This is a genomic window from Streptomyces sp. KR80, assembly GCF_052245555.1.
Classification (GTDB): domain Bacteria; phylum Actinomycetota; class Actinomycetes; order Streptomycetales; family Streptomycetaceae; genus Streptomyces.
Genome location: NZ_JBQQCD010000027.1, coordinates 1 through 20177, shown reverse-complemented (window position 1 = coordinate 20177; position 20177 = coordinate 1). Strand labels below are relative to the sequence as shown.

16 protein-coding genes and 1 pseudogene are annotated in these 20177 nt (G+C 72.0%); 12 read left to right on the top strand and 5 right to left on the bottom strand.

All coding sequences use genetic code 11. From position 1 onward, the window contains the following. Positions 1-57: 57 nt before the first annotated feature. The gene (radA, locus tag ACTWQI_RS27025; protein WP_443274370.1) at positions 58-1473 is read right to left on the bottom strand and encodes a DNA repair protein RadA; all 1416 of its coding nucleotides are present in this window, start codon (positions 1471-1473) and stop codon (positions 58-60) included. A gap of 242 nt (positions 1474-1715) precedes the next feature. Between radA and ACTWQI_RS27020 the strand changes: the two genes are divergently transcribed. Further along, positions 1716-3413, top strand: a complete 1698-nt coding sequence (locus ACTWQI_RS27020) for a BACON domain-containing protein (protein WP_443274369.1) — start codon at positions 1716-1718, stop codon at positions 3411-3413. Between the two features lie 21 nt (positions 3414-3434). Here ACTWQI_RS27020 and ACTWQI_RS27015 read toward each other — a convergent pair whose 3' ends face one another. Further along, entirely contained in the window at positions 3435-4238 is an 804-nt protein-coding gene (locus tag ACTWQI_RS27015; protein WP_443274368.1) for a hypothetical protein, read from the bottom strand. A 65-nt stretch (positions 4239-4303) separates the two neighbouring features. Between ACTWQI_RS27015 and ACTWQI_RS27010 the strand changes: the two genes are divergently transcribed. The 5 genes from ACTWQI_RS27010 to ACTWQI_RS26990 all read left to right on the top strand — a co-directional run bounded on the left by ACTWQI_RS27010 (position 4304) and on the right by ACTWQI_RS26990 (position 9622). Then, positions 4304-5236, top strand: coding sequence for a Ppx/GppA phosphatase family protein (locus tag ACTWQI_RS27010; RefSeq protein ID WP_443274367.1), 933 nt, complete (start codon positions 4304-4306; stop codon positions 5234-5236). A gap of 96 nt (positions 5237-5332) precedes the next feature. Next, positions 5333-6157 carry a sugar phosphate isomerase/epimerase family protein gene (locus ACTWQI_RS27005; protein ID WP_443274366.1) on the top strand — a complete coding sequence of 275 codons (825 nt, stop codon included), beginning with the start codon at positions 5333-5335 and terminating at the stop codon, positions 6155-6157. After that, on the top strand, positions 6154-6765 hold the full coding sequence (locus ACTWQI_RS27000; RefSeq protein ID WP_443274365.1) for a TetR/AcrR family transcriptional regulator: 612 nt from the start codon (positions 6154-6156) through the stop codon (positions 6763-6765). The genes ACTWQI_RS27005 and ACTWQI_RS27000 overlap by 4 nt, the downstream gene beginning before the upstream one ends. A 102-nt stretch (positions 6766-6867) precedes the next feature. Continuing rightward, positions 6868-8718, top strand: a complete 1851-nt coding sequence (gene ilvD, locus ACTWQI_RS26995) for a dihydroxy-acid dehydratase (RefSeq protein WP_443274364.1) — start codon at positions 6868-6870, stop codon at positions 8716-8718. 142 nt (positions 8719-8860) lie between these two features. Further along, on the top strand, positions 8861-9622 hold the full coding sequence (locus ACTWQI_RS26990) for an alpha/beta hydrolase (protein WP_443274363.1): 762 nt from the start codon (positions 8861-8863) through the stop codon (positions 9620-9622). A gap of 67 nt (positions 9623-9689) precedes the next feature. Here the strand turns inward: ACTWQI_RS26990 and ACTWQI_RS26985 are convergent, their stop codons facing one another. Together ACTWQI_RS26985 and ACTWQI_RS26980 are read right to left on the bottom strand one after the other, a co-directional pair. Further along, entirely contained in the window at positions 9690-10685 is a 996-nt protein-coding gene (locus tag ACTWQI_RS26985) for an NAD-dependent epimerase/dehydratase family protein (RefSeq protein WP_443274362.1), read from the bottom strand. A gap of 142 nt (positions 10686-10827) precedes the next feature. Then, positions 10828-13215, bottom strand: coding sequence for a protein kinase domain-containing protein (locus tag ACTWQI_RS26980; RefSeq protein WP_443274361.1), 2388 nt, complete (start codon positions 13213-13215; stop codon positions 10828-10830). Positions 13216-13360: 145 nt separating this feature from the next. Between ACTWQI_RS26980 and ACTWQI_RS26975 the strand changes: the two genes are divergently transcribed. From ACTWQI_RS26975 to ACTWQI_RS26950, 6 genes and pseudogenes are all read left to right on the top strand, one after another. Next, positions 13361-13735, top strand: a complete 375-nt coding sequence (locus ACTWQI_RS26975) for an SH3 domain-containing protein (protein ID WP_443274360.1) — start codon at positions 13361-13363, stop codon at positions 13733-13735. A 181-nt stretch (positions 13736-13916) separates the two neighbouring features. Next, a complete protein-coding gene (locus ACTWQI_RS26970; RefSeq protein ID WP_443274359.1) occupies positions 13917-14462 on the top strand; it encodes a hypothetical protein in 546 nt (181 codons plus the stop codon). Positions 14463-14957: 495 nt separating this feature from the next. Further along, positions 14958-15734: an ABC transporter ATP-binding protein gene (locus ACTWQI_RS26965; RefSeq protein ID WP_443274358.1), complete on the top strand. Its 777-nt coding sequence runs from the start codon at positions 14958-14960 to the stop codon at positions 15732-15734. Then, on the top strand, positions 15731-16468 hold the full coding sequence (locus ACTWQI_RS26960; protein ID WP_443274357.1) for an ABC transporter permease: 738 nt from the start codon (positions 15731-15733) through the stop codon (positions 16466-16468). The genes ACTWQI_RS26965 and ACTWQI_RS26960 overlap by 4 nt, the downstream gene beginning before the upstream one ends. Positions 16469-16663: 195 nt before the next feature. Continuing rightward, entirely contained in the window at positions 16664-17473 is an 810-nt protein-coding gene (proC, locus tag ACTWQI_RS26955; protein ID WP_443274356.1) for a pyrroline-5-carboxylate reductase, read from the top strand. Between the two features lie 95 nt (positions 17474-17568). Beyond that, a pseudogene (locus tag ACTWQI_RS26950) lies at positions 17569-18398 on the top strand (GlxA family transcriptional regulator); the annotation flags it as partial. Here ACTWQI_RS26950 and trpS read toward each other — a convergent pair. Further along, entirely contained in the window at positions 18365-19375 is a 1011-nt protein-coding gene (gene trpS / locus ACTWQI_RS26945) for a tryptophan--tRNA ligase (protein ID WP_443274355.1), read from the bottom strand. The pseudogene ACTWQI_RS26950 and the gene trpS sit on opposite strands and share 34 nt — an antisense overlap. Positions 19376-20177 lie beyond the last annotated feature (802 nt).

Genomic DNA, 20177 nt, shown 5'->3' with positions numbered 1-20177 from the left:
GGGGCCCGGTGTGCCGCCGTACGGGCGAGACCAGGGCAAAGTCTACCGGCGGCCGGACTACTTATGTGGGGCCTCCTCGAGCGGTGCCTCACGACGCCTGCCCCGGGGCAGTACGCGCAATGCGTCCCCCATATCGGCCACCTCGGTGACCTTCATCCCGGAGGGAACCCTGCCGGGGTCCGTCGGGACCAGCGCGTGGATGAAGCCGAGCCGGGCCGCCTCGGCCAGCCTGCGCTGCACGCCTGTGACCCGCCGCACCTCCCCCGCCAGGCCGACCTCGCCGATCGCGACCAGGTTCTTCGGCAGCGGTGTGTCGCTCGCGGCGCTGGCCAGGGCGAGCGCGACCGCCAGGTCGGCCGCCGGTTCGGTGAGCTTCACACCGCCGACCGTGGCGCTGTAGATGTCCCGCTTGCCGAGCTGGGAGATCTTCCCGCGCTGCTCGAGGACGGCGAGCATCATCGAGACCCGGGAGGTCTCCAGGCCGGAGGTGGTGCGGCGGGGCGAGGGGATCTGGGAGTCGACGGTCAGCGCCTGCACCTCGGCGACGAGGGGGCGGCGGCCCTCCAGGGTGACGGTCAGGCAGGTGCCCGGCACGGGCTCGTCACGGCGGGTGAGGAACAGGCCGGAGGGGTCGGCGAGGCCGGTGATGCCCTCGTCGTGCAGCTCGAAACAGCCGACCTCGTCCGTGGCCCCGTAGCGGTTCTTCACGCCGCGGACGAGGCGCAGGCGGGCGTGGCGGTCGCCTTCGAAGTGCAGCACGACGTCCACGAGGTGCTCGAGGAGGCGGGGACCCGCGATGGCGCCGTCCTTGGTGACGTGGCCCACCAGAAGCGTGGACATGCCGCGCTCCTTGGAGGCGCGGATGAGAGCGGCGGCGACCTCGCGGACCTGGGCCATGCCGCCCGGTGCGCCGTCGATCTCCGGGGAGGCGACGGTCTGTACGGAGTCCAGGATCAACAGCGACGGCTTGACCGAGTCCAGGTGGCCGAGGACGGCGGACAGGTCGGTTTCGGCCGCGAGGTAGAGGTGGTCGTCGACCGCGCCGATACGGTCGGCGCGGAGCCGGACCTGGCCCGCGGACTCCTCCCCGGTGACGTAAAGCGTGCGCTGCTGCTCGGACGACGCCTTCGCCGCGACGTCCAGCAGCAGGGTGGACTTGCCGACGCCGGGCTCCCCGGCGAGCAGCACCACGGCGCCGGGGACGAGGCCGCCGCCCAGCACCCGGTCCAGCTCCGCCACGCCGGTGGAGCGCGCGGTGGCCTGCCGGCCGTCCACTTGGCCGATGGGGAGGGCGGCGGAGGTGACCCGGCCCGGCGCGGTGGTACGGACCGCGGGCGTGCCGAACTCCTCGACGGTCCCCCAGGCCTGGCACTCGGGGCAGCGGCCGAGCCACTTGGTCGTGGTCCAGCCGCACTCGGTGCAGCGGTACGAGGGGCGGTCCTTGGCGGACGAGCGGGACGATCGGGCAGCCATGCGCCTCACCGTATCGGCAGGCTCCGACAAGGGAGTTCGCCATGGGATTGGCCATGGGATTGGCCATGGGATTCGCCAGGACAGTCGCCGACTGTCACGGTCGGGGCTGGGCCCTATATCAGACCGGCGTCATGGGAAGTGGAACGCGTGTCCCCTTTCGGGTGCGAAGGTCACCCGTAGGGGTTAAACCTGCTCAAGTAGGGCGAGGGACCCGGCATCATCCGCCTACCGTCGCCGGGGTGATGAGCAGAAGGCGCGAGCACTCCACGCACACCACCGGCGCACACAAGGCGCACCACCGTGCGCCGCGCGCCATGCCGAGCCCCGGGCGGAGCGCTACGCAGGGCCCCGCCGGCCGTACGGACCCGCAGTCGCCCACCGCCTGCTACGAGCCGTATCTGGACGGTCTGTTCACCTACTGCCTCTCCGTCCTCTGCGAGCACGACGCCGCGACCGCCGCGCTCGGCAACGCCCTGGCACTCGCCGAGCGCCGCCGTGCCCGCCGCCCCGCAGACGACCCCTTGCGCCGGCCCTGGCTCTACGCCCTCGCCCGCTGGGCCTGCCTCCAGCAGCTGGCCGAGGCGCGCCGGGCCCGTGGCACGGGCACGGGGCCCGTGGACCCGCCGCTCTCGGAGGCGGCCGCCATCCAGCGCCGCCGCGATCTCGCCGCTCTCGCCTGGCCGGAGGCCGCGGGCACCACCCCGGAGCAGCGTGAGGCCCTCGAGCTCGCCGTACGGCACCAGCTGTCCGCCGATGAGATCGCCGCCGTGCTGGGCATGGCGCCCGACGCCGCGCGCGCCCTGCTGTGCAGCGCCGCCTGCGAGGTGGAGCGGACCCGTGCCGCGCTCCTCGTCGTCGAGCGCGGCAGATGTCCGGTCGTCGCCCGGCTCACCGGCGACAACCAGGTGCTCATGGGCACCGCCCTCCGCCGGGAGCTCGTCCGGCACGTCGACGACTGTCCCGCCTGCCGTCGTACGGCCGAGCGCGCCACCGCGGCCGGCCCCTGGCCGGGCAGCACCACCGTCGAGCCCGGCACCCTCCGCGTGCTCGAGGCGCCGCGCCCCGCCGCGTACGCCGCGATGGAGCGCGTCCAGCGCAGTCGCTCCGGAAGCGCTCGGCCCGCCCCGCGCTACGACCGCGGCGGCTTCCCGCTGGCCCCCAAGGATCGGGTGGAGCGGCGACGCCGGATGCGCAGCCGCGCCGTGACGACGACCGTGGTCGCGACGGTGCTGGCGGCGCCGGTGCTCGCGCTGTGGGCCGCGTACCGGGGAGCGCCGGTGACCGGTGAGGGACAGAGCGTGGACTCGGTGTCAGCCGCCGAGACGGAAGAGGCCGACGACCTCGGTGGCAACCCGTACGAGAAGGCGGGAAACGCGCAGCCCGGGCACGGCCCCCGCTTCCGCGCGGGCGACCACTCGCCGGACGTGTCGGTGGAGGTCGTCGATGTGTCCCTCGACCGGATGTGGCCCCGGGACGGGCGGGGGGACACGACGTCGCCCACCCCGGCCGGACCGACGAAGACCGCCAGGCCCAGCAGGCCCGCCACCAGCCCTGCGCCGGGACGGCTGACGGTCGACGCACAGTCGCGCGACGACGCGACGCTCATCACGCTGACCGCGTCCGGGGGCTCTCCGGTGCGGTGGACGGCGCACGCGGACGCCCCCTGGCTGCAGCTGAATCTCACCTCGGGCGTGCTCAGGCCCGGGGAGTCGGTGACGATCACCGTCTCGGTCGACGAGGCGCAGGAGCCGGAAGGGGAGTGGACGGCGCGGGTGGCCGTGGATCCGGCAGGTGCGGTGATCACCATCCATGGCCGTGGAGCGAGCCCCGAGCCCACCCCGGGCCCTTCGGATCCCGAGCCCAGCCCGACCCCGACCCCTTCGGACGGCACCGCTTCCCCGTCTCCCGGCGGCTCGGAGCCCCCCGGCCGGACCCGCTGACGCCGCGTCACCGGCGCCTGGCTACGCCGGGTCCGCCGGGTGGGGAGCGATCGGGAGGAGCGAGGCCATGCGGTCCTCGCAGAGCTCCACCAGGCGGTCGTACGCGACCTTGCCCATCAGCTCCGTGAGCTCCGGCCGGTACGAGACGTACACCGGCTCTCCCGCCCCGTGCGCGGAGCGCGCCGCCGTGCACCACCAGTGGAGGTCGTGCCCGCCCGGCCCCCAGCCCCGGCGGTCGTACTCGCCGATCGAGACGACCAGCACCCGCGTCTGGTCCGGCCGGTCCACCCAGTCGTACGTCCGCCGGATCGGCAGCTGCCAGCACACATCCGGCTTCGTCTCCAGTGGTTCGCGGCCCTCCCGCAGCGCCAGGATGTGCAGGGCGCACCCGGCGCCGCCGGTGAAACCCGGCCGGTTCTGGAAGATGCACGAGCCTCGCCAGCGGCGCGTCTGCCGCTCGCCGTCCTCGTCGATCTCGACCCAGCCTCCCTGGGACCCCACGTCGTGGAACTGCCAGATGTCCGGCGTCAGCCGCGCCGCGTGTGCGGCGACCCGTTGCTCGTCGTCCTCGTCCGAGAAGTGCGCGCCGAGTGTGCAGCAGCCGTCGTCGGGCCTTCCGGCCTGGATGCCCTGGCAGCCGCTGCCGAAGATGCAGTTCCAGCGGGACGTCAGCCAGGTCAGGTCACAGCGGAAGACCTGCTCCTCGTCGGCGGGGTCGGGAAACTCGACCCAGGCACGAGCGAAGTCCAGCCCCACCTCGTCGGGCAGGGGCTGGGGGAGGTCCTGTTGAGCTTTGTCCTGCTTGGCCTTTTTCGTCTTCGCCACGCCTCCAGCGTATGCGGGCCCGGGCCCGTACGTGACCCATCACCCGCCGCAGTAGCGTTCACCCCATGAGACTCGGTGTCCTCGACGTGGGTTCGAATACGGTTCATCTGCTGGTCGTGGACGCGCACCCCGGCGCGCGTCCGCTCCCCGCCCACTCCCACAAGGCGGAGCTCCGGCTGGCCGAACTCCTCGAAGGGGACGACGCCATAGGGCCCCATGGTGTGGAGAAGCTGGTCGCCACCATCCTCGACGCGCTCGACGCGGCGGAGGACAAGGGCGTCGAGGAGGTGCTGCCGTTCGCGACCTCCGCGGTGCGCGAGGCCTCCAACGCCGATGCCGTGCTGGCCCGCGTCGCCGAGGAGACCGGGGTCGACCTCGCCGTGCTGGCCGGCGACGAGGAGGCCCGGCTCACGTTTCTCGCCGCCCGTCGCTGGTTCGGCTGGTCCGCCGGGCGGCTGCTCGTCCTCGACATCGGCGGCGGCTCGCTGGAGATCGCGTACGGGCTCGACGAGGAGCCGGACAAGGCCGTCTCGCTGCCCCTGGGTGCGGGACGGCTGACCAGCCGCTGGCTGCCGGGCGACCCGCCCGACGCGGCGGACGTGAAGGCGCTGCGCCGCCACGTACGGACCGAGATCGCACGGATCGTGGGCGAATTCGCCCGCTTCGGCCCGCCGGACCACGTGGTCGCGACGTCGAAGACCTTCCGGCAGCTGGCCAGGATCGCCGGCGCGGCCCGGTCGGCGGAGGGCCTGTACGTCCAGCGGGTGCTGACCCGGAAGGCGCTGGAGGAGTGGGTGCCCCGGCTCGCGGGGATGCCGGCCGCGGCCCGGGCCGAGCTGCCGGGAGTGTCCGAGGGGAGGGCCGGGCAGCTGCTCGCCGGAGCGCTGGTCGCCGAGGCCGCTATGGACCTGTTCGGAGTGGACGAGGTGGAGATCTGCCCATGGGCCCTGCGGGAGGGCGTGATTCTGCGCCGACTGGACCATCTCCCGGCGTCCTGACGGGTGGATCCCCGGTCCGGTGCGCGGGCTCGCCCCCGGTCGCCCGGGGGTGGGACCCCTCTTTTGCCGAACACGGCACGCCGTACGCTGTCTCCCGTGGCTGATCCTGTCGTGCGCATCCCGGACGCGAAGGTCGCGCTGTCCACTGCCTCCGTGTATCCCGAGTCGACGGCGGCGGCCTTCGAGATCGCCGGACGGCTGGGGTACGACGGCGTCGAGGTCATGGTCTGGACCGACCCGGTGAGCCAGGACATCACGGCGCTGCGGCGGCTCTCCGACTACCACCAGGTGCCGGTCCTGGCCGTGCACGCGCCGTGCCTGCTGGTCACCCAGCGGGTGTGGTCCACCGACCCGTGGACGAAGCTCCAGCGGGCGAAGGCCGCGGCGGAGAAGCTGGGCGCGTCCACCGTGGTGGTCCACCCGCCCTTCAGGTGGCAGCGCAACTACGCCCGGGACTTCGTCTCCGGGATCTGGCGGATGGCCGATGAGACCGACGTACGGTTCGCGGTCGAGAACATGTATCCGTGGCGCTATCGCGATCGCGAGATGCTGGCCTACGCGCCGGACTGGGACGTCACCAAGGGCGACTACCGGCACTTCACCGTCGATCTCTCGCACACGGCGACGGCCCGTACGGACCCGCTGGCCATGGTCGACAGCATGGGCGACCGGCTCGCCCACGTCCATCTCGCGGACGGCAGCGGCTCCGGCAAGGACGAGCACCTGGTCCCGGGGCGCGGCGATCAGCCCTGCGCCGAACTGCTGGAGCGGCTGGCGACCACCGGCTTCACGGGTCATGTGGTCGTGGAGGTCAACACCCGGCGGGCCATGTCCGCCGCCGAGCGGGAAGCGGACCTCGCGGAGGCGCTGGCCTTCACCCGGCTCTATCTCGCCTCGCCGACCAGGGCGGGACGGCCGTGACCACCCTCCCTCCGCGCAAGCGGGGCCGTCCGGCCCGCACGGACGCGGGGCCCGGCCCCGGAGCGCGTGACCGGATCCTCTCCGCCGCCCGCGCGGAATTCGCCGCCCGTGGCTACGACAAGACCTCGATCCGGGGCATCGCGAAGGCCGCATCCGTGGACCCGGCCCTGGTCCACCACTACTTCGGCACGAAGGAACAGGTCTTCGAGGCAGCCATCGAGGTGTCCTTCGAGCCGGCGCTGGCCGTGCCGGATGTCCTGGCCCAGGGACCGGAGGGGGTCGGCGAGCGGCTGGCCCGGCACTTCTTCGGGGTCTGGGAGAACCCCGCCACCCGGGCGCCGCTCCTCGCGGTGATCCGCTCCGCGCTGACGTACGAGGCGGCCGCCGCCGTGCTGCGGGGCGTCGTGCTGCGCCGGCTGCTGGAGCGGGTCGCGGGGGAGCTGGAGGTCCCCGAACCGAAGTTTCGGGCCGAGCTCGCGGCGTCCCAGATGGTCGGTGTGGCGATCCTCCGGTACGGGATCAAGGTGGAGCCGCTGGCCACGGTGGATGTGGAGGAGATCATCGCGATGGTCGCGCCCACCCTTCAGCGGTACCTGACCGAACACTGATCCAGGCGTCCCGTCATCCGGACCTGCTGTCCAGATCTTGGAGCGTGGGCGTACGCTCGAGGGATCACATCGGAACGTACGCACACGAGGGAGTGGACCACCGTGCCCGAGCTGAGGTCCCGCACCGTCACCCATGGCCGCAACATGGCGGGCGCTCGCGCGCTCCTCCGTGCGGCGGGCGTAGAGCGCGAGGACTTCGGCAAGCCCATCATCGCGGTGGCCAACAGCTTCACCGAGTTCGTGCCGGGCCACACCCATCTCCAGCCGGTCGGCCGGATCGTCTCCGAGGCGATCAAGGCCGCGGGCGGCATCCCGCGCGAGTTCAACACCATCGCGGTCGACGACGGCATCGCCATGGGCCACGGCGGGATGCTCTACTCCCTGCCGTCCCGCGACCTGATCGCGGACTCCGTCGAGTACATGACGGAGGCGCACTGCGCCGACGCGCTGATCTGCATCTCCAACTGCGACAAGATCACGCCGGGCATGCTGATGGCCGCCCTCCGCCTGAACATCCCCGTGGTCTTCGTCTCCGGCGGCCCGATGGAGGCCGGGAAGACGGTCCTCGTCGACGGCACCGTCCGTTCCAACCTCGACCTCGTCCACGCCATGTCCGAGGCGGTCTCGGACACCGTCTCCGACGAGGACCTGGAGCGCATCGAGGAGGCGGCCTGCCCGACCTGCGGCTCCTGTTCCGGCATGTTCACCGCGAACTCCATGAACTGCCTGGTCGAGGCGCTGGGCCTGGGCCTCCCGGGCAATGGCTCGGTCCTCGCCACCCACACCGCCCGCAAGGAGCTGTACGAGGCGGCGGGCCGTACGGTCGTCGAGATCACCAAGCGCTACTACGAGCAGAACGACACCTCCGTCCTGCCGCGCTCCATCGCCACCCGCCCCGCCTTCGAGAACGCGATGGCCCTGGACGTCGCCATGGGCGGCTCCACCAACACCGTCCTGCACCTGCTGGCCGCCGCCCAGGAGGCCGAACTGGACTTCGGCATGGCGGACATCGACGCCGTCTCGCGCCGCGTCCCCTGTGTCTGCAAGGTCGCCCCCAACGGCAACTACCACATGGAGGACGTCCACCGGGCCGGCGGAATCCCCGCCATCCTCGGCGAACTGCAGCGCGCCGGGCACCTGCACGAGGACGTCCACGCCGTGCACGCGAACTCCCTCGCCGAGTGGCTGAAGACCTGGGACATCCGCGGCGGCTCGCCGTCCCCGGAGGCCGTGGAGCTCTTCCACGCCGCCCCGGGGTGCCGTCGCTCCGCCACCGCGTTCTCCCAGTCCGAGCGCTGGCAGTCGCTCGACACGGACGCCGCGGGCGGCTGCATCCGCGACACCGCCCACGCGTACTCGGCGGACGGAGGCCTGGCCGTGCTCTACGGCAACCTCGCCGAGGACGGCTGCGTCGTGAAGACCGCGGGCGTCGACGAGTCGATCTGGACCTTCGAAGGCCCGGCGGTCGTGGTCGAGTCCCAAGAGGACGCGGTCGAGGCGATCCTGAGCAAGCGGGTCAAGGAAGGCGACGTGGTCGTCGTCCGCTACGAGGGCCCCAAGGGCGGTCCGGGCATGCAGGAGATGCTGTACCCGACCGCCTTCCTGAAGGGCCGCGGCCTGGGCGCCAAGTGCGCCCTGATCACCGACGGCCGCTTCTCCGGCGGCACATCGGGCCTCTCCATCGGCCACGCCTCGCCGGAGGCGGCATCCGGCGGCACGATCGCCCTTGTCGAGGACGGCGACCTGATCCGGATCGACATTCCCGGCCGGGTGATCGAACTCCAGGTCTCCGACGACGAACTGGCCACCCGCCGTACCGCCCTGCTGGAGAAGCTGGGCGGTTACCGCCCGGCGAACCGCGACCGCAAGGTCTCCCAGGCCCTGCGCGCCTACGCGGCGATGGCCCTGAGCGCGGACAAGGGCGCGATCCGGGACGTCACCAAGCTCGGCTGACTCCCGCGACGCAGCCCCCGGGACCGGCGGTCGCCGGACCGGCGGGGGGCGCTGTGGTGTTTGAGTAACGTGGCGAGGTGTCGGGCCACGGGGGGAGCCGACTCCGGCCGATGAGGGCGTGGACGCGAGGGGGAGCTGAGCTGTGACCGCAGACCGTGGTGGGGACCGCGGGATCGTCTATGGGGGCGGCGGCAAGCTGATGGACGTGTATCGGGCCGCGGAGGTACAGGCGGCAGCGCCCGCGGTGCTGCTCTGGCACGGCAGTGGTCCGGACGAACGGGACGTCCTCGAGCCGCTCGCCCGAACGGTGGCAGGCCTCGGCGCGAGCGTTTTCGTCCCGGACTGGCGCCCGGACGCTCACGACGGTGGGCACGAGCACCTGCTGGAATCGGTGGAGTTCGTCCGCAAGAACGCGACAGCGTTCGGCGCGGATGCCGACAAGATCGTGCTCGCCGGCTGGTCGTTGGGCGGCCGGGTCGCGATGAGGTGGGTGATGCGGCCCGAAGCCGTCGGCGGGTGGACCCCGATGGCGGTCGTCGGCATTGCGGCCGCTTACGAGTCCGGGCCGCGGTGGACGGGGTCCGGCCCCTTGGACGACCTGGCCACAGGGACCGTTTATCCCGTCCCGGTCCGGCTGGTTCATGGGACCGCCGACACCGCTGTGGACATCCGGCACTCGCGTGAGTTCTGCGCCGCACTTGAACACCAGGGCTGGCCGGTGACCATGGCAGAACCGGATGCCGATCACGCCGAGGTCGTCATGACCGAGTACGACCCCGAGCAGGGCCGTTGCCGACCCGCGCGGACCGAACGGGCCCTCCGGGCCGGAAGGTTGACGGCCCGGGTTCTGGCCGCTGCCGGTGGGATCGTTCTGCGGCACGGCGGCCCCGGTCTCCGGAGCTGACGGACTGGGGGCACCTCCCAGCGGTAGCTGGGGGACGTCCCGGGAGGACCACCGGACCGGGGACCCGTCAGCTGCGCAACAGCTTCGCCTCCGTCTCCGGATCCAGTCCGACCCGTAGGCGGTCGGGTCGCTGGGGTGCCTGGCCGCCCAGGGTCTGGAGCCAGGCCCAGGTGTCGGCCACCGTCTCCGCGACGGGGCGACAGCGCAGGCCGGCTGCAACAGCTTTGGACACATCCCCCTGGTGCAGGGCGTCGTAGAGCTCGCCCGGCGGCACCCAGATCGGCAGGTCGCTCCACGGCTCGACACCGGCGGCGAGAATCGGTTCGGGATCGGTCCAGCGCAGCTCGGCATCGGCATCGACGTCGGCACCGGTGACCCGTACGCAGGTCTCGAGCAGCTCGCCCATCGTGGTGTGCCCGGGTGGACTCACCAGATTGAACGGGCCGCCGAGGCCGCGTTCGGCGGCGTCCAGGATCCAGATGGCCAGGTCGCGGGCATCGATGTACTGCAAGCCTAGGTCGCGCGGCCCCGGGGTCGGCACCGGCCCGCCGCGGGCGATGCGCGACAGCCACCACGGCAGCCGTCCGACATTCTCGTACGGGCCGAGGATCAGTCCCGCCCGCACCAGCAGCGCCCGTTCGCCGAAGGCCGCCGACGCGGCCAGTTCGCCGCCGCGCTTGGCCCGCGCGTACGCGACGTCGCCGTCATCGGGTGAGGCGTCCACCAGTGGGCCGTCCTCGGACAGCCCGGCCGGCATCGGGTAGGCGTAGACGGACCGGCTGGAGACATAGACGTAGCGTTCGGCCCGGTCGGCGAGCAGACGAGCGGTGTCCCGCACGGCCGACGGGGCGTCGGACCAGGTGTCGACGACGACATCCCACTCCCCCTCGCCCAGAGCCGCCAGGCCATCCGCGGCGTTACGGTCGCCCCGCAGGTCGACGACACCCGGCGGCGGCTCATGGCGTCCGCGATGGAACACCGTCACCTGCCAGTCGCGGGCCAGCGCCTCCTCTGTGACGGCACGCCCCACGAACTCCGTACCACCCAACATCAGAAGTCTCATGCCGCCGACTCTGCCCGCACTCCCCCGCCGCAGGAACCGCTGCACGCTCCTGGCGGAATCGCCACGAGCTGAAGCCGACCAGCTGGGTTCCCGTCGCCAAGCCGTTGCGGGTGGGGCGATGTCGTTCGAGCCGGCGACGGTGTCACCAACGCGACGGACTACCGACCCCCACAGCCAATACGGTGCCGTCCGGTACGCCCGCGAAGACCTTTCCGTCTGCGACCAGCGGCGCGGGCACCTCGGCCACGAAGCCGCGGTTCGCCGCGCTCATCCGGGGCCGCGTCTGGCCGAGGAGCGTGCCCTGGTGCCGGTCGACGGCGAGCAGGCGGCCGTCTGCGCCCGTGAAGTAGAGCCGGTCGCCCGCGACGGTCACCGGCGAGGTGTTGCTCACGGAGGTCTCCATCCGCCACAGCTCGGCGGCGCGCGCGGAGGTCCGCCGAGTGTCGACGGCCAGCAACGTGCCGCCGTAGGCGAGGAGATGGACCGTGTCGCCATGTACCGCCGCGGTCGCCGAGGTGAGCGGGAAGACCAACGGGATCCGGCGCTCCCGGCGCCGGTCCGGGTCGTAGCGCACGATCGCGTCGGTGCGCTGCTCGAGGTCCATGGAGCTCAGCAGGAGCGATCCGTCGCCGGCCCGGCCCAGCGGGGTGAGATTGCCACTCAGCCGGTGTTTCCAGCGCAGGTCTCCGGTCGCCGGGTCGATGGCGGTCACCAGCGTGTGCGACCCGTCCGTGGACAGGGACACGGCGTACGCGGTACGGGAGTCCCCGTACGGCGGGAACACCGGCCGCGCGTGCCCGGCGAGTGGCCGACGCCAGAGCTCCTCGCCCGTCGCTCCCTCCAGGGCACGGACCCCACCGTCGTCCGACACCAGCAGCACCGTGTCGCCGGCGTGGTAGAGCCCGCCCGCGTACGCGGAGACGTCCTTGCTCCAGCGTGTCCTGCCGGTCGCCGGGTCCAGCGCCTCCAGCCGGGTGCCGTCGGGGGAGACGATATGGAGCAGTCCGCCGCAGGGCACGGGCGCGGCGGGCACGGTCCCGTCGGCGGGTGCCACCGCGCCACGGCGCGACCAGATCCCCTTGCCCGTGTCGGGGTCGAGCCGGGCGGCCTTCACCCCGACCGCGGCGCAGTGCAGGGCGTCGGCCGTGTACGTGCAGAAGGGTGTCCTGGACCGTGACGGCCGCGGCGACTTCGACGACCGCGACGAGGGACCGCCGATGTCGGCGAGGGCGGTCGCCCAGGGGTGGAAGGCGGTGGCGCGGCTCTTCCGTTCGACGTGACCGGCGGGGGACGGCCGGTCGGAGTCCTGTACGGCGACGGCGACCCCCGCGCCGAGAGCCACGGCTGCGACGACCGCTGCCACGGCCGGCCACCGCACGCGCTTCCTGCGCGGACGGGCGGCCGACGGGCGGTCACCATCCGGCGCTGCGGGCGACGACGGCCCCTCGGCCCCGGAAGCACCGGCCTTGGAGTCCCAGGTCTCGGAGCCCCAGACTTCGGCGCCGCGGCCCTCGTATTCCCGGCCCTGGGAGTCCCCGGCCGTCTCCGCAGGCCGCGGCTGCCGCTCCGCTCGATCAGGGCCAACTCCCGGCTCCCATACGGTGTTCGCCCAGGCGACTTCCTCGACGGCGGCGGAGGAGGGGCCGCTCTCGATCGTGCTGGGCCGCCGGGGCCGGGGCACACGGGCGTCCAGGGGCGCCGCCGGTCCCTCGCCGCGCAGCAGTTCCATCAGCGCGTCCGGCGTGGGCCGGTCCGCAGGGTCCTTCGCCAGGCAGGCACGGATCAACGGAACCAGATCTCCCGGCACGCCCGTCAGGTCCGCCTCGTCATGGACGACTTGATAGGCCACCAGGTACGGGCTCTCCGAGTCGAACGGCCCGCTGCCCGTCGCCGCGTGCACCAGCACCGACCCCAGCGCGAACACGTCCGCCGCCGGACCTACCGAGCGCGGTCGCTGGAACTGCTCCGGGGCCATGAACGGCGGTGTGCCGATCAGCTTTCCCGTCTCGGTCCGCAGATCGCTGTCCGACGGTCGCGAGATCCCGAAGTCGATGACCTTCGGCCCGTCTTCCGCCAGCAGCACGTTGCCCGGCTTCAGATCCCGGTGCACGACCCCGGCCCGATGGATGTCCCGCAGTGCCTCCGCCAGCCCAGCCGCGAGCCGCTTCACCTCGTCCGGGGCCAGTGGACCGTTGCCCTTCACATGCTCGGCGAGCGTAGGACCGGGAATATAGAGGGTGGCCATCCAGGGCTGTGCGGCGTCGAGGTCGGCGTCCACGACCGGTGCGGTGAAGGCTCCGCTCACCCGCCGGGCCGCCGTCACCTCCTGCCGGAACCGGGCCCGGAACTCGTCGTCCGCGGCGAAGTCCGCGTGCACGACCTTCACCGCGAGCCGCAGGCCGGACGCGGAGCGGGCGAGGTGAACGACACCCATGCCGCCGGAGCCGAGGCGTGCCTCGAGCCGGTACCGGCCGGCGTACTCCGGATCCTCCGCTTCCGGGCCCGTCCCGGGACTGCGCAGCGGCGGCATGCCCCACCCCCGTGTATTCGGCCGCAGTTGGCGGCTCAGATGAGCCTAGTCGATGGCACGTACGAGACATTGGCGGCTTGCTAGCCTGCGCATGTCATCCGATATGTCTGCTGGCATATCGATAGCTCAACGGGGGAGGGGCCGGATGGCCATGGATGAGCTTGCCGCGAGACCGAAGGCGACAGAGTCGACAGGAGCGGCGGACGCGGCGGAGACGGGGGCGGGGACCGAGTCCGTCCTCGACACCGTCCTGACGGTCGCCGCACCCGACCTGGCCACGTATCCGATCGCGCCGGGCTACCGCCTGAACGTACGCAGCGCGCCGCGCACCGACAGCCGCCGGGTCCGGGTGCTGCCCGAGGGCTCGCGCGTGACGATCCACTGCCAGACACCCGGGGAGTCGGTGCGCGGCCCGTACGGCAGGTCGAGCATCTGGGACAAGATCGGCCCGGGGGAGTACGTCTCCGACACCTATGTGAAGACGGGCAGCGACGGCTACGTGGCGCCCCGCTGCTCCTGAGCGGGTCGCCTCGCCGGCGGGGCCGCTGTCGCGGTGGTGTACGGCGGCTGCGGATCGCGGCCGCCGGGCGTCGGGTCTGGCCGACGGGCTCGAAGCGGTTACGTGGTGCGCCGCTGCTCGTGGGGCCGTACGCCCGGGCGGGCCGGATCCCATTCGGCGCGCCCGGGTCATAATCGACGGCATGACTGACGCGCAACAGCCCGCCGGGCCCCGCCCTGAACCGATCCGGTTCTTCGGTACGACCTGGGTGCGGCACGACGGGGGCTACGCGCTGCGTCGCGTCGGCGTCGCCGCGGGCTCCCTGCTGGCCGCCGCGGCGGGCGCCTTCCTGTTGCGGTTCGCGTTCCAGGGCCTGAGCATCGCCGCCGTCAGCGGCTTCGTGAGCATGCTGGTGATCGTGATGTTCGCGGCGTGCAGCGCCATCGCCTTCCGCCGCGCGTGGCAGGGGTTCACCCGACGCCCGGAACCGGCCCGGGACGAGTCGGCCGAGCGGTCCCTGCAGAGCATCCGCATGATCGGGTTCATCGGCGTGCTCCTCGCCTGGTTCTTCCGCAGCCTGATGGAGGCCCCGGGCGAGAAGCTGCTCCGCAGCGAGTACGAGCGCGAGCGTGAGCTGTACGAACGCCGCCGTGCGACTCGCACAGGCAACCCGTCCTCCCGCACTGGGCCCGACGGCCGGGCGCCGGGCCGGGCGGCCACGGGTGCCAAGAAGCGCAAGCGCCGCTGACCGCCTGGGCGAGCGCCCTGGCCCCGACGTCAGCCCAGAACACGCCCTGACGCCTTCCGCAGCCCCCGCGGTATGACCGCATGAGTCCATCGCCGCTGCCGCGACCTGCCCGGAAGCGGCGCGGAACACCGCACGCTGCTACGTCGTCGGCCCGCTGTCCCCCGACGCCATCACCACCCAGCACGCGCCCACCCAACTGGCTGCCCCCAGCTGCTAGCGACTGTCGAGGAGCCGGGCGGAGCGGCGGCCGGTCGCCGGTGTCGAGCCGATCGACGTCGGCGTGGAAACGGACAGGCCCCCCTGCTGCTGCCACATCGTCGCCGTGGACCCCACGCCGTCCGCGCCGGCGATGTCTCGCCCCGTGCCCGTCGGCCGGGTTCGACGCCGGGCGGGTGGGATTCGCGCCGTAGCCGTGCGCTCCGCGGCAGCAGCCCCGCCGGCGAGGCGACCGTCCCGGTCTTGACGTCGCCGGTTGCCGTGAGCATTATTCAACGCATGATGAATAAATCAGGGGAGCCTGCCGACCCCGCCGTCCGCGCCCGCGGTCTCAGCGTCGTCCGCGGCGGCCGCACCGTGCTCCACAGCCTGGACTTCGAGATCCCCCGCGGCCAGGTCACCGGCCTGCTCGGCCCGAGCGGCTGCGGAAAGACCACCCTGATGCGTGCCATCGCCGGCACCCAGGCCAAGGTCACCGGCACCCTCGACGTGCTCGGCCGGCCGGCAGGCACCGCCGCACTGCGATCCCGGGTCGGTTACGTCACCCAGGCCCCTTCCATCTACGCCGACCTCACCGCGCGCCAGAACCTCGACTACTACGCCGCGGTCCTCGACCCGCGCCTCGGTCGCGCGGACCGTCGGGCACAGGTCGATCGTGCCCTCGACGAAGTCGACCTCTCCGACCATGCCGACGCGCTCACCGGCAAGCTCTCCGACGGTCAGCGCTCCCGGGTCTCCCTCGCCGTGGCGCTGCTCGGCACCCCCGAACTCCTGGTGCTGGACGAGCCGACAGTCGGCCTGGATCCCGTGCTCCGGCGCGATCTGTGGAACCTCTTCCACCGCCTCGCCGACGAGCGCGGCACGACCCTTCTCATCTCGTCCCACGTCATGGACGAGGCGGAGCGGTGCGAGCAGCTGCTGCTGATGCGGGCGGGCCGGTTCCTCGCCTGGGGCACCCCGGCCGCGCTCCGCGACCGTACGCACTCCGTCACCGTCGAGGACGCCTTCCTCCACCTCGTCGACACCGAAAAGCATAAGGAAGAAGCTGCCCGATGAACGCCGCCCGCACGCTCGCCACCGCCCGCCGCGTACTCCGTCAGCTCGGCCACGACCCCCGCACCATCGCCTTGTTGCTGATCGTCCCCTGTGTGCTGCTCGTACTGCTCTACTTCGTCTTCGACGCCAGCCCGCAGTCTTTCGACGGCATCGGCGCCTCACTGCTCGGCATCTTCCCGATGGTGACGATGTTTCTGGTCACCTCGATCGCCACCCTGCGCGAGCGCACCTCCGGCACGCTGGAGCGGCTGCTCTCCATGCCGCTCGGCAAGGGCGACCTGATCCTGGGATACGCGCTCGCCTTCGGTCTCCTGGCCGTCGTCCAGGCGTCTCTGGCCACCGGTCTCGCGGTCTGGGCCCTCGACCTCGACATCGCGGGCTCCCCATGGCTGCTGCTGCTCGTCGCGCTTCTGGACGCCCTTCTGGGCACGGCCCTCGGCCTCTTCGTCTCGGCCTTCGCGGCCTCCGAGTTCCAGGCCGTCCAGTTCATGCCGGCGGTGATTTTCCCGCAGATCCTGCTGTGCGGACTGTTCGCCCCCCGCGACACCATGCAGCCGGTGCTGGAGACGGTGTCGAACGTGCTGCCCATGTCGTACGCCGTCGACGGCATGAACGAGGTGCTCCGCAACGCCTCGATGACATCGGATTTCGTCCGCGACGCACTGATCGTCGCGGGCTGCGCCCTACTGGTCCTCGCACTGGGCGCCGCCACCCTCCGCCGCCGCACGGCATAACCGCCGCGCACTCGGCCCGGCCGTGCGCGAGGCCCGCCCACGCACCCGGGGTCTCGGGCTCCCATGGTGTACGGGCCGGGGGAACGCCCAGCCGCGGGCGGGCCGGGCAGGCGCATCGCGCGGGTGCCAGGATGGACCCGCACCACGTGCGCTTCTGCGCACACCCGCCCCCACCCCGACGAGGTGAGCGACACCATGACGCAAAAGGTCGCCGTTCTCGGCACCGGCAAGATCGGCGAAGCCCTTCTCAGCGGCATGATCCGCGGCGGCTGGTCGCCGGCGGACCTCCTCTTCACCGCTCGCCGCCGCGAGCGCGCTGACGAGATCCGCGGCCGCTACGGCATCGAGGCGGTCTCCAACGCCGAGGCCGCCAAGACCGCCGACACCCTCATCCTCACGGTGAAACCTCAGGACATGGGCGCGCTGCTCGACGAGCTCGCACCCCACGTCCCCTCCGACCGTCTGGTCATCAGCGGCGCGGCAGGCATCCCCACCGCCTACCTCGAGCAGCGGCTCGCGGCCGGTACCCCGGTCGTTCGCGTCATGACGAATACCCCCGCCCTCGTCGACGAGGCCATGTCCGTCATCTCGGCGGGCAGCCACGCCACGGCCGAGCACCTCGCCCACGCCGAGGAGATCTTCGGCGGCGTCGGCAAGACCCTCCGGGTTCCCGAAGCACAGCAGGACGCGGCCACGGCGCTCTCCGGTTCCGGCCCCGCGTACTTCTACTTCCTCGTGGAGGCCATGACCGACGCCGGCATCCTGCTCGGTCTCCCCCGCGACAAGGCCCACGATCTGATCGTCCAGGCCGCCATCGGCGCCGCCGTCATGCTCCGCGACAGCGGAGAGCACCCGGTCAAGCTCCGGGAAGCCGTGACGTCCCCCGCCGGTACGACCATCAACGCCATTCGCGAGCTGGAGCGCCACGGCGTACGGGCCGCGCTCCTCGCCGCGATTGAGGCTGCCCGCGACCGCAGCCGCGAACTGGCCTCCGGCACGGGCTGACCCCGCCGCCAGGCACCGCCACGGCTGTGACCCCGCGCCGCCGGGTTCGCGCTGCCGAACTCGCGCCACCGGGTTCGCGGTGACGGGTTCGCGCCGTCGTCCCCGGTCCGGAGGACCATCCCGCGCCCACGCCCGAGACGGTCCTCACCGCGCTCCGCCGCGCCCACGACGCAGGAACCATCATCGCGGCCCTGTGCGGCGGGGCGTTCACCCTCGCCCAGGCGGGCCTGCTCGACGGCCGCCGTGCCATCACTCGCTGGAACCTCACCGGACTCCTGCGCGAGCTGTATCCCCGTATCACCGTCGAACCCGATGCCCTCTTCGTCGAGGACGGTGGCATCTGGACCTCCGCCGGTGTCGCGGCCGGCATCGACCTGGTCTCCATCGTGTTCGTATGGCCCACGGTGCCGAAGCGGCGGCGACCGTCGCCCGCTCCATGGTGACGGCTCCCTTTCGCGCCGGCGGTCAGGCGCAGTTCATCGAGCGCCCCACGCCCGGCTCGGAAACCGATGCCGATATCGCTGCCGATGCGCTGGCAGAGGTTCGTGAACGGGCCCTCGTCCACCTGCACGAGCCGCTCACCGTCGCGCTGCTCGCCCGCTGGGCGGGCATGTCCCCGCGCTCCTTCGCCCGTCATTCCGTGTCCACCACCGGCACCACCCCGCTCCGGTGGCTCCTCGAACAGAGGCTGGCCGCGGCGCAGAAGCTGCTCGAGCGCACCGACCTCGCCATGCCCGAGGTCGCCCGCCGCGCGAGCTTCGGCAGCGAAGTCACCATGCGTCAGCACTTCAGCGCACGGCTGGCCACCAGCCCGCGCGACTATCGAGCGGCCTTCTCCGCCTCCGCGGCCCGTCAGGGCAATGGCAGCGGCAGCGGCGTCGGGGCGTCGTGTCAGGACGGAGGCAGGAGCCCGATCGCGCGATAGGCCGCATCCACCGTCGGGCGCGCCAGGGCCCGCGCGCGCTCGGCCCCGGACCGCAGCACCTCTTCCACATATCCCGGGTCCGCGCTGATCTCGGCGTGCCGGTCACGTACCGGCCGCAGCAGCTCGACGACCGCATCGGCGGTCTGCTTCTTCAGCGCGCCGTACGACCCGAAGCCCTCGGCCAGATCTTCGGGGCGCTCGCCCGAGCACGCCGCCAGGATCTCCAGCAGGTTGGCCACCCCGGGCTGTGCTGTGCGGTCGTACGCGACCTCGCTCCCGCTGTCCGTCACTGCCCGCATGATCTTCCGCCGCATCACATCGGGCTCGTCGAGCAGATACACGATGCCTGACGACTCCGCGTGCGACTTCCCCATCTTCGACCTCGGGTCCTGCAGGTTCATGACGCGCGCGCCGACGGGTGGGTGGGTGGCGTCGGGCACCGTGAAGACCAGCCCGTAGCGGTCGTTGAACCGTCTGGCCAGGGTGCGGGTCAACTCGACGTGCTGCGCCTGGTCGTCGCCCACCGGAACCTCGTCCGTCCCGTACGCCAGGATGTCCGCCGCCATCAGGGCCGGGTAGGTGAGCAGCGACAGCCGGACGCTGCGGCTGCCCGCCCGCTCCCGTACGGCCTTCTCCTTGTACTGGATCATCCGCCGCATCTCGGCGTCCGTGGCTGTGCACTCGAGGAGATAGGCGAGCCGCGTGTGCTCGTCCACATGGCTTTGGACGAAGACGGTGCAGCGATCCTGGGAGAGACCCGCAGCGAGCAGCAGTGTTGCGGCCTGCCGGGTGAGCCGTCGTACGCGGGCGGGGTCGTGGTCCACGGTGAGCGCATGTAGATCGACGACGCAGAACAGCGCATCGGCTCGATGCTGATCCTCGTCGACCCAGCGCCGCATGGCACCCAGGTAGTTGCCCAGCGTCAGATGCCCGGTGGGCTTGACCCCGCTGAAGATTCGGGTCCCTGTTCGCGCCATCTCGTCTCGTCTCCCGCAGTCTCGGAGCCGCCGCGTCCACCGGCCGGAGCGAGATGCGGAATGCAGACACGCGAACGGCCGCCGGAGGCGGCGGCCGTGTCCCTTGCATGCGCTGGTGCCGGCCGCCGTCAGGCGGCCCACCACTGCTGCGTGCGCGCATGCTTCGTCATGCAGTCGACTGTAGCGCGGTTGGGGACCGGCCACCGTGGTTTGAAGGGGGGCGCGGGGGTCGTGTAGTGTTCTCCAGGTTGTCGCGGAGTCAGCCGACTCTGTGGGCAGCCACTCGAGCCGCACCGGCGGCAAACTACTTTGCACGATCTCCTTGCGGGGACGATTTCGGCGTGCCGAAATTCGGTCCGAAAGGCTCGATTATGAGCCGGCGGGGGAATCGGCTACCGTGGTGGCCACGCCGGAAGGGCGGGCAGGGGAAAGCACCTGCCGCGCCGCGCGGTGACACCCCTCTCCAGCCAGGGGGCCGGAAAAGGAAATCCGTACCGGGCACGGAACGGAAATCTGATCTGGTACGGTTGGAATCACCGAAGGGAAGCGCCTGGAGGGCCCGGTGGCGGGTCTGAAGGAAGCGTCCGTTCCTTGAGAACTCAACAGCGTGCCAAAAGTCAACGCCAGATATGTTGATACCCCGTCTCTTTCGGGAGATGAGGTTCCTTTGAAATGCACAGCGAGGATGCTGTGAACGGTCGGGATTATTCCTCCGGCTGTTCCGCTCTCGTGGTGTTGCCGGGGTGACCCGGAAAGCATTCACGGAGAGTTTGATCCTGGCTCAGGACGAACGCTGGCGGCG

Coding starts and splice junctions, on each gene's coding strand:
- ACTWQI_RS27010 (WP_443274367.1), top strand. CDS start 4,304: ATGAGACTCGGTGTCCTCGACGTGGGTTCGAATACGGTTCATCTGCTG.
- ACTWQI_RS27020 (WP_443274369.1), top strand. CDS start 1,716: ATGAGCAGAAGGCGCGAGCACTCCACGCACACCACCGGCGCACACAAG.
- proC (WP_443274356.1), top strand. CDS start 16,664: ATGACGCAAAAGGTCGCCGTTCTCGGCACCGGCAAGATCGGCGAAGCC.
- ACTWQI_RS26975 (WP_443274360.1), top strand. CDS start 13,361: ATGGCCATGGATGAGCTTGCCGCGAGACCGAAGGCGACAGAGTCGACA.
- ACTWQI_RS26980 (WP_443274361.1), bottom strand. CDS start 13,215: ATGCCGCCGCTGCGCAGTCCCGGGACGGGCCCGGAAGCGGAGGATCCG.
- trpS (WP_443274355.1), bottom strand. CDS start 19,375: ATGGCGCGAACAGGGACCCGAATCTTCAGCGGGGTCAAGCCCACCGGG.
- ACTWQI_RS26965 (WP_443274358.1), top strand. CDS start 14,958: ATGATGAATAAATCAGGGGAGCCTGCCGACCCCGCCGTCCGCGCCCGC.
- ACTWQI_RS26985 (WP_443274362.1), bottom strand. CDS start 10,685: ATGAGACTTCTGATGTTGGGTGGTACGGAGTTCGTGGGGCGTGCCGTC.
- ACTWQI_RS26970 (WP_443274359.1), top strand. CDS start 13,917: ATGACTGACGCGCAACAGCCCGCCGGGCCCCGCCCTGAACCGATCCGG.
- radA (WP_443274370.1), bottom strand. CDS start 1,473: ATGGCTGCCCGATCGTCCCGCTCGTCCGCCAAGGACCGCCCCTCGTAC.
- ACTWQI_RS26960 (WP_443274357.1), top strand. CDS start 15,731: ATGAACGCCGCCCGCACGCTCGCCACCGCCCGCCGCGTACTCCGTCAG.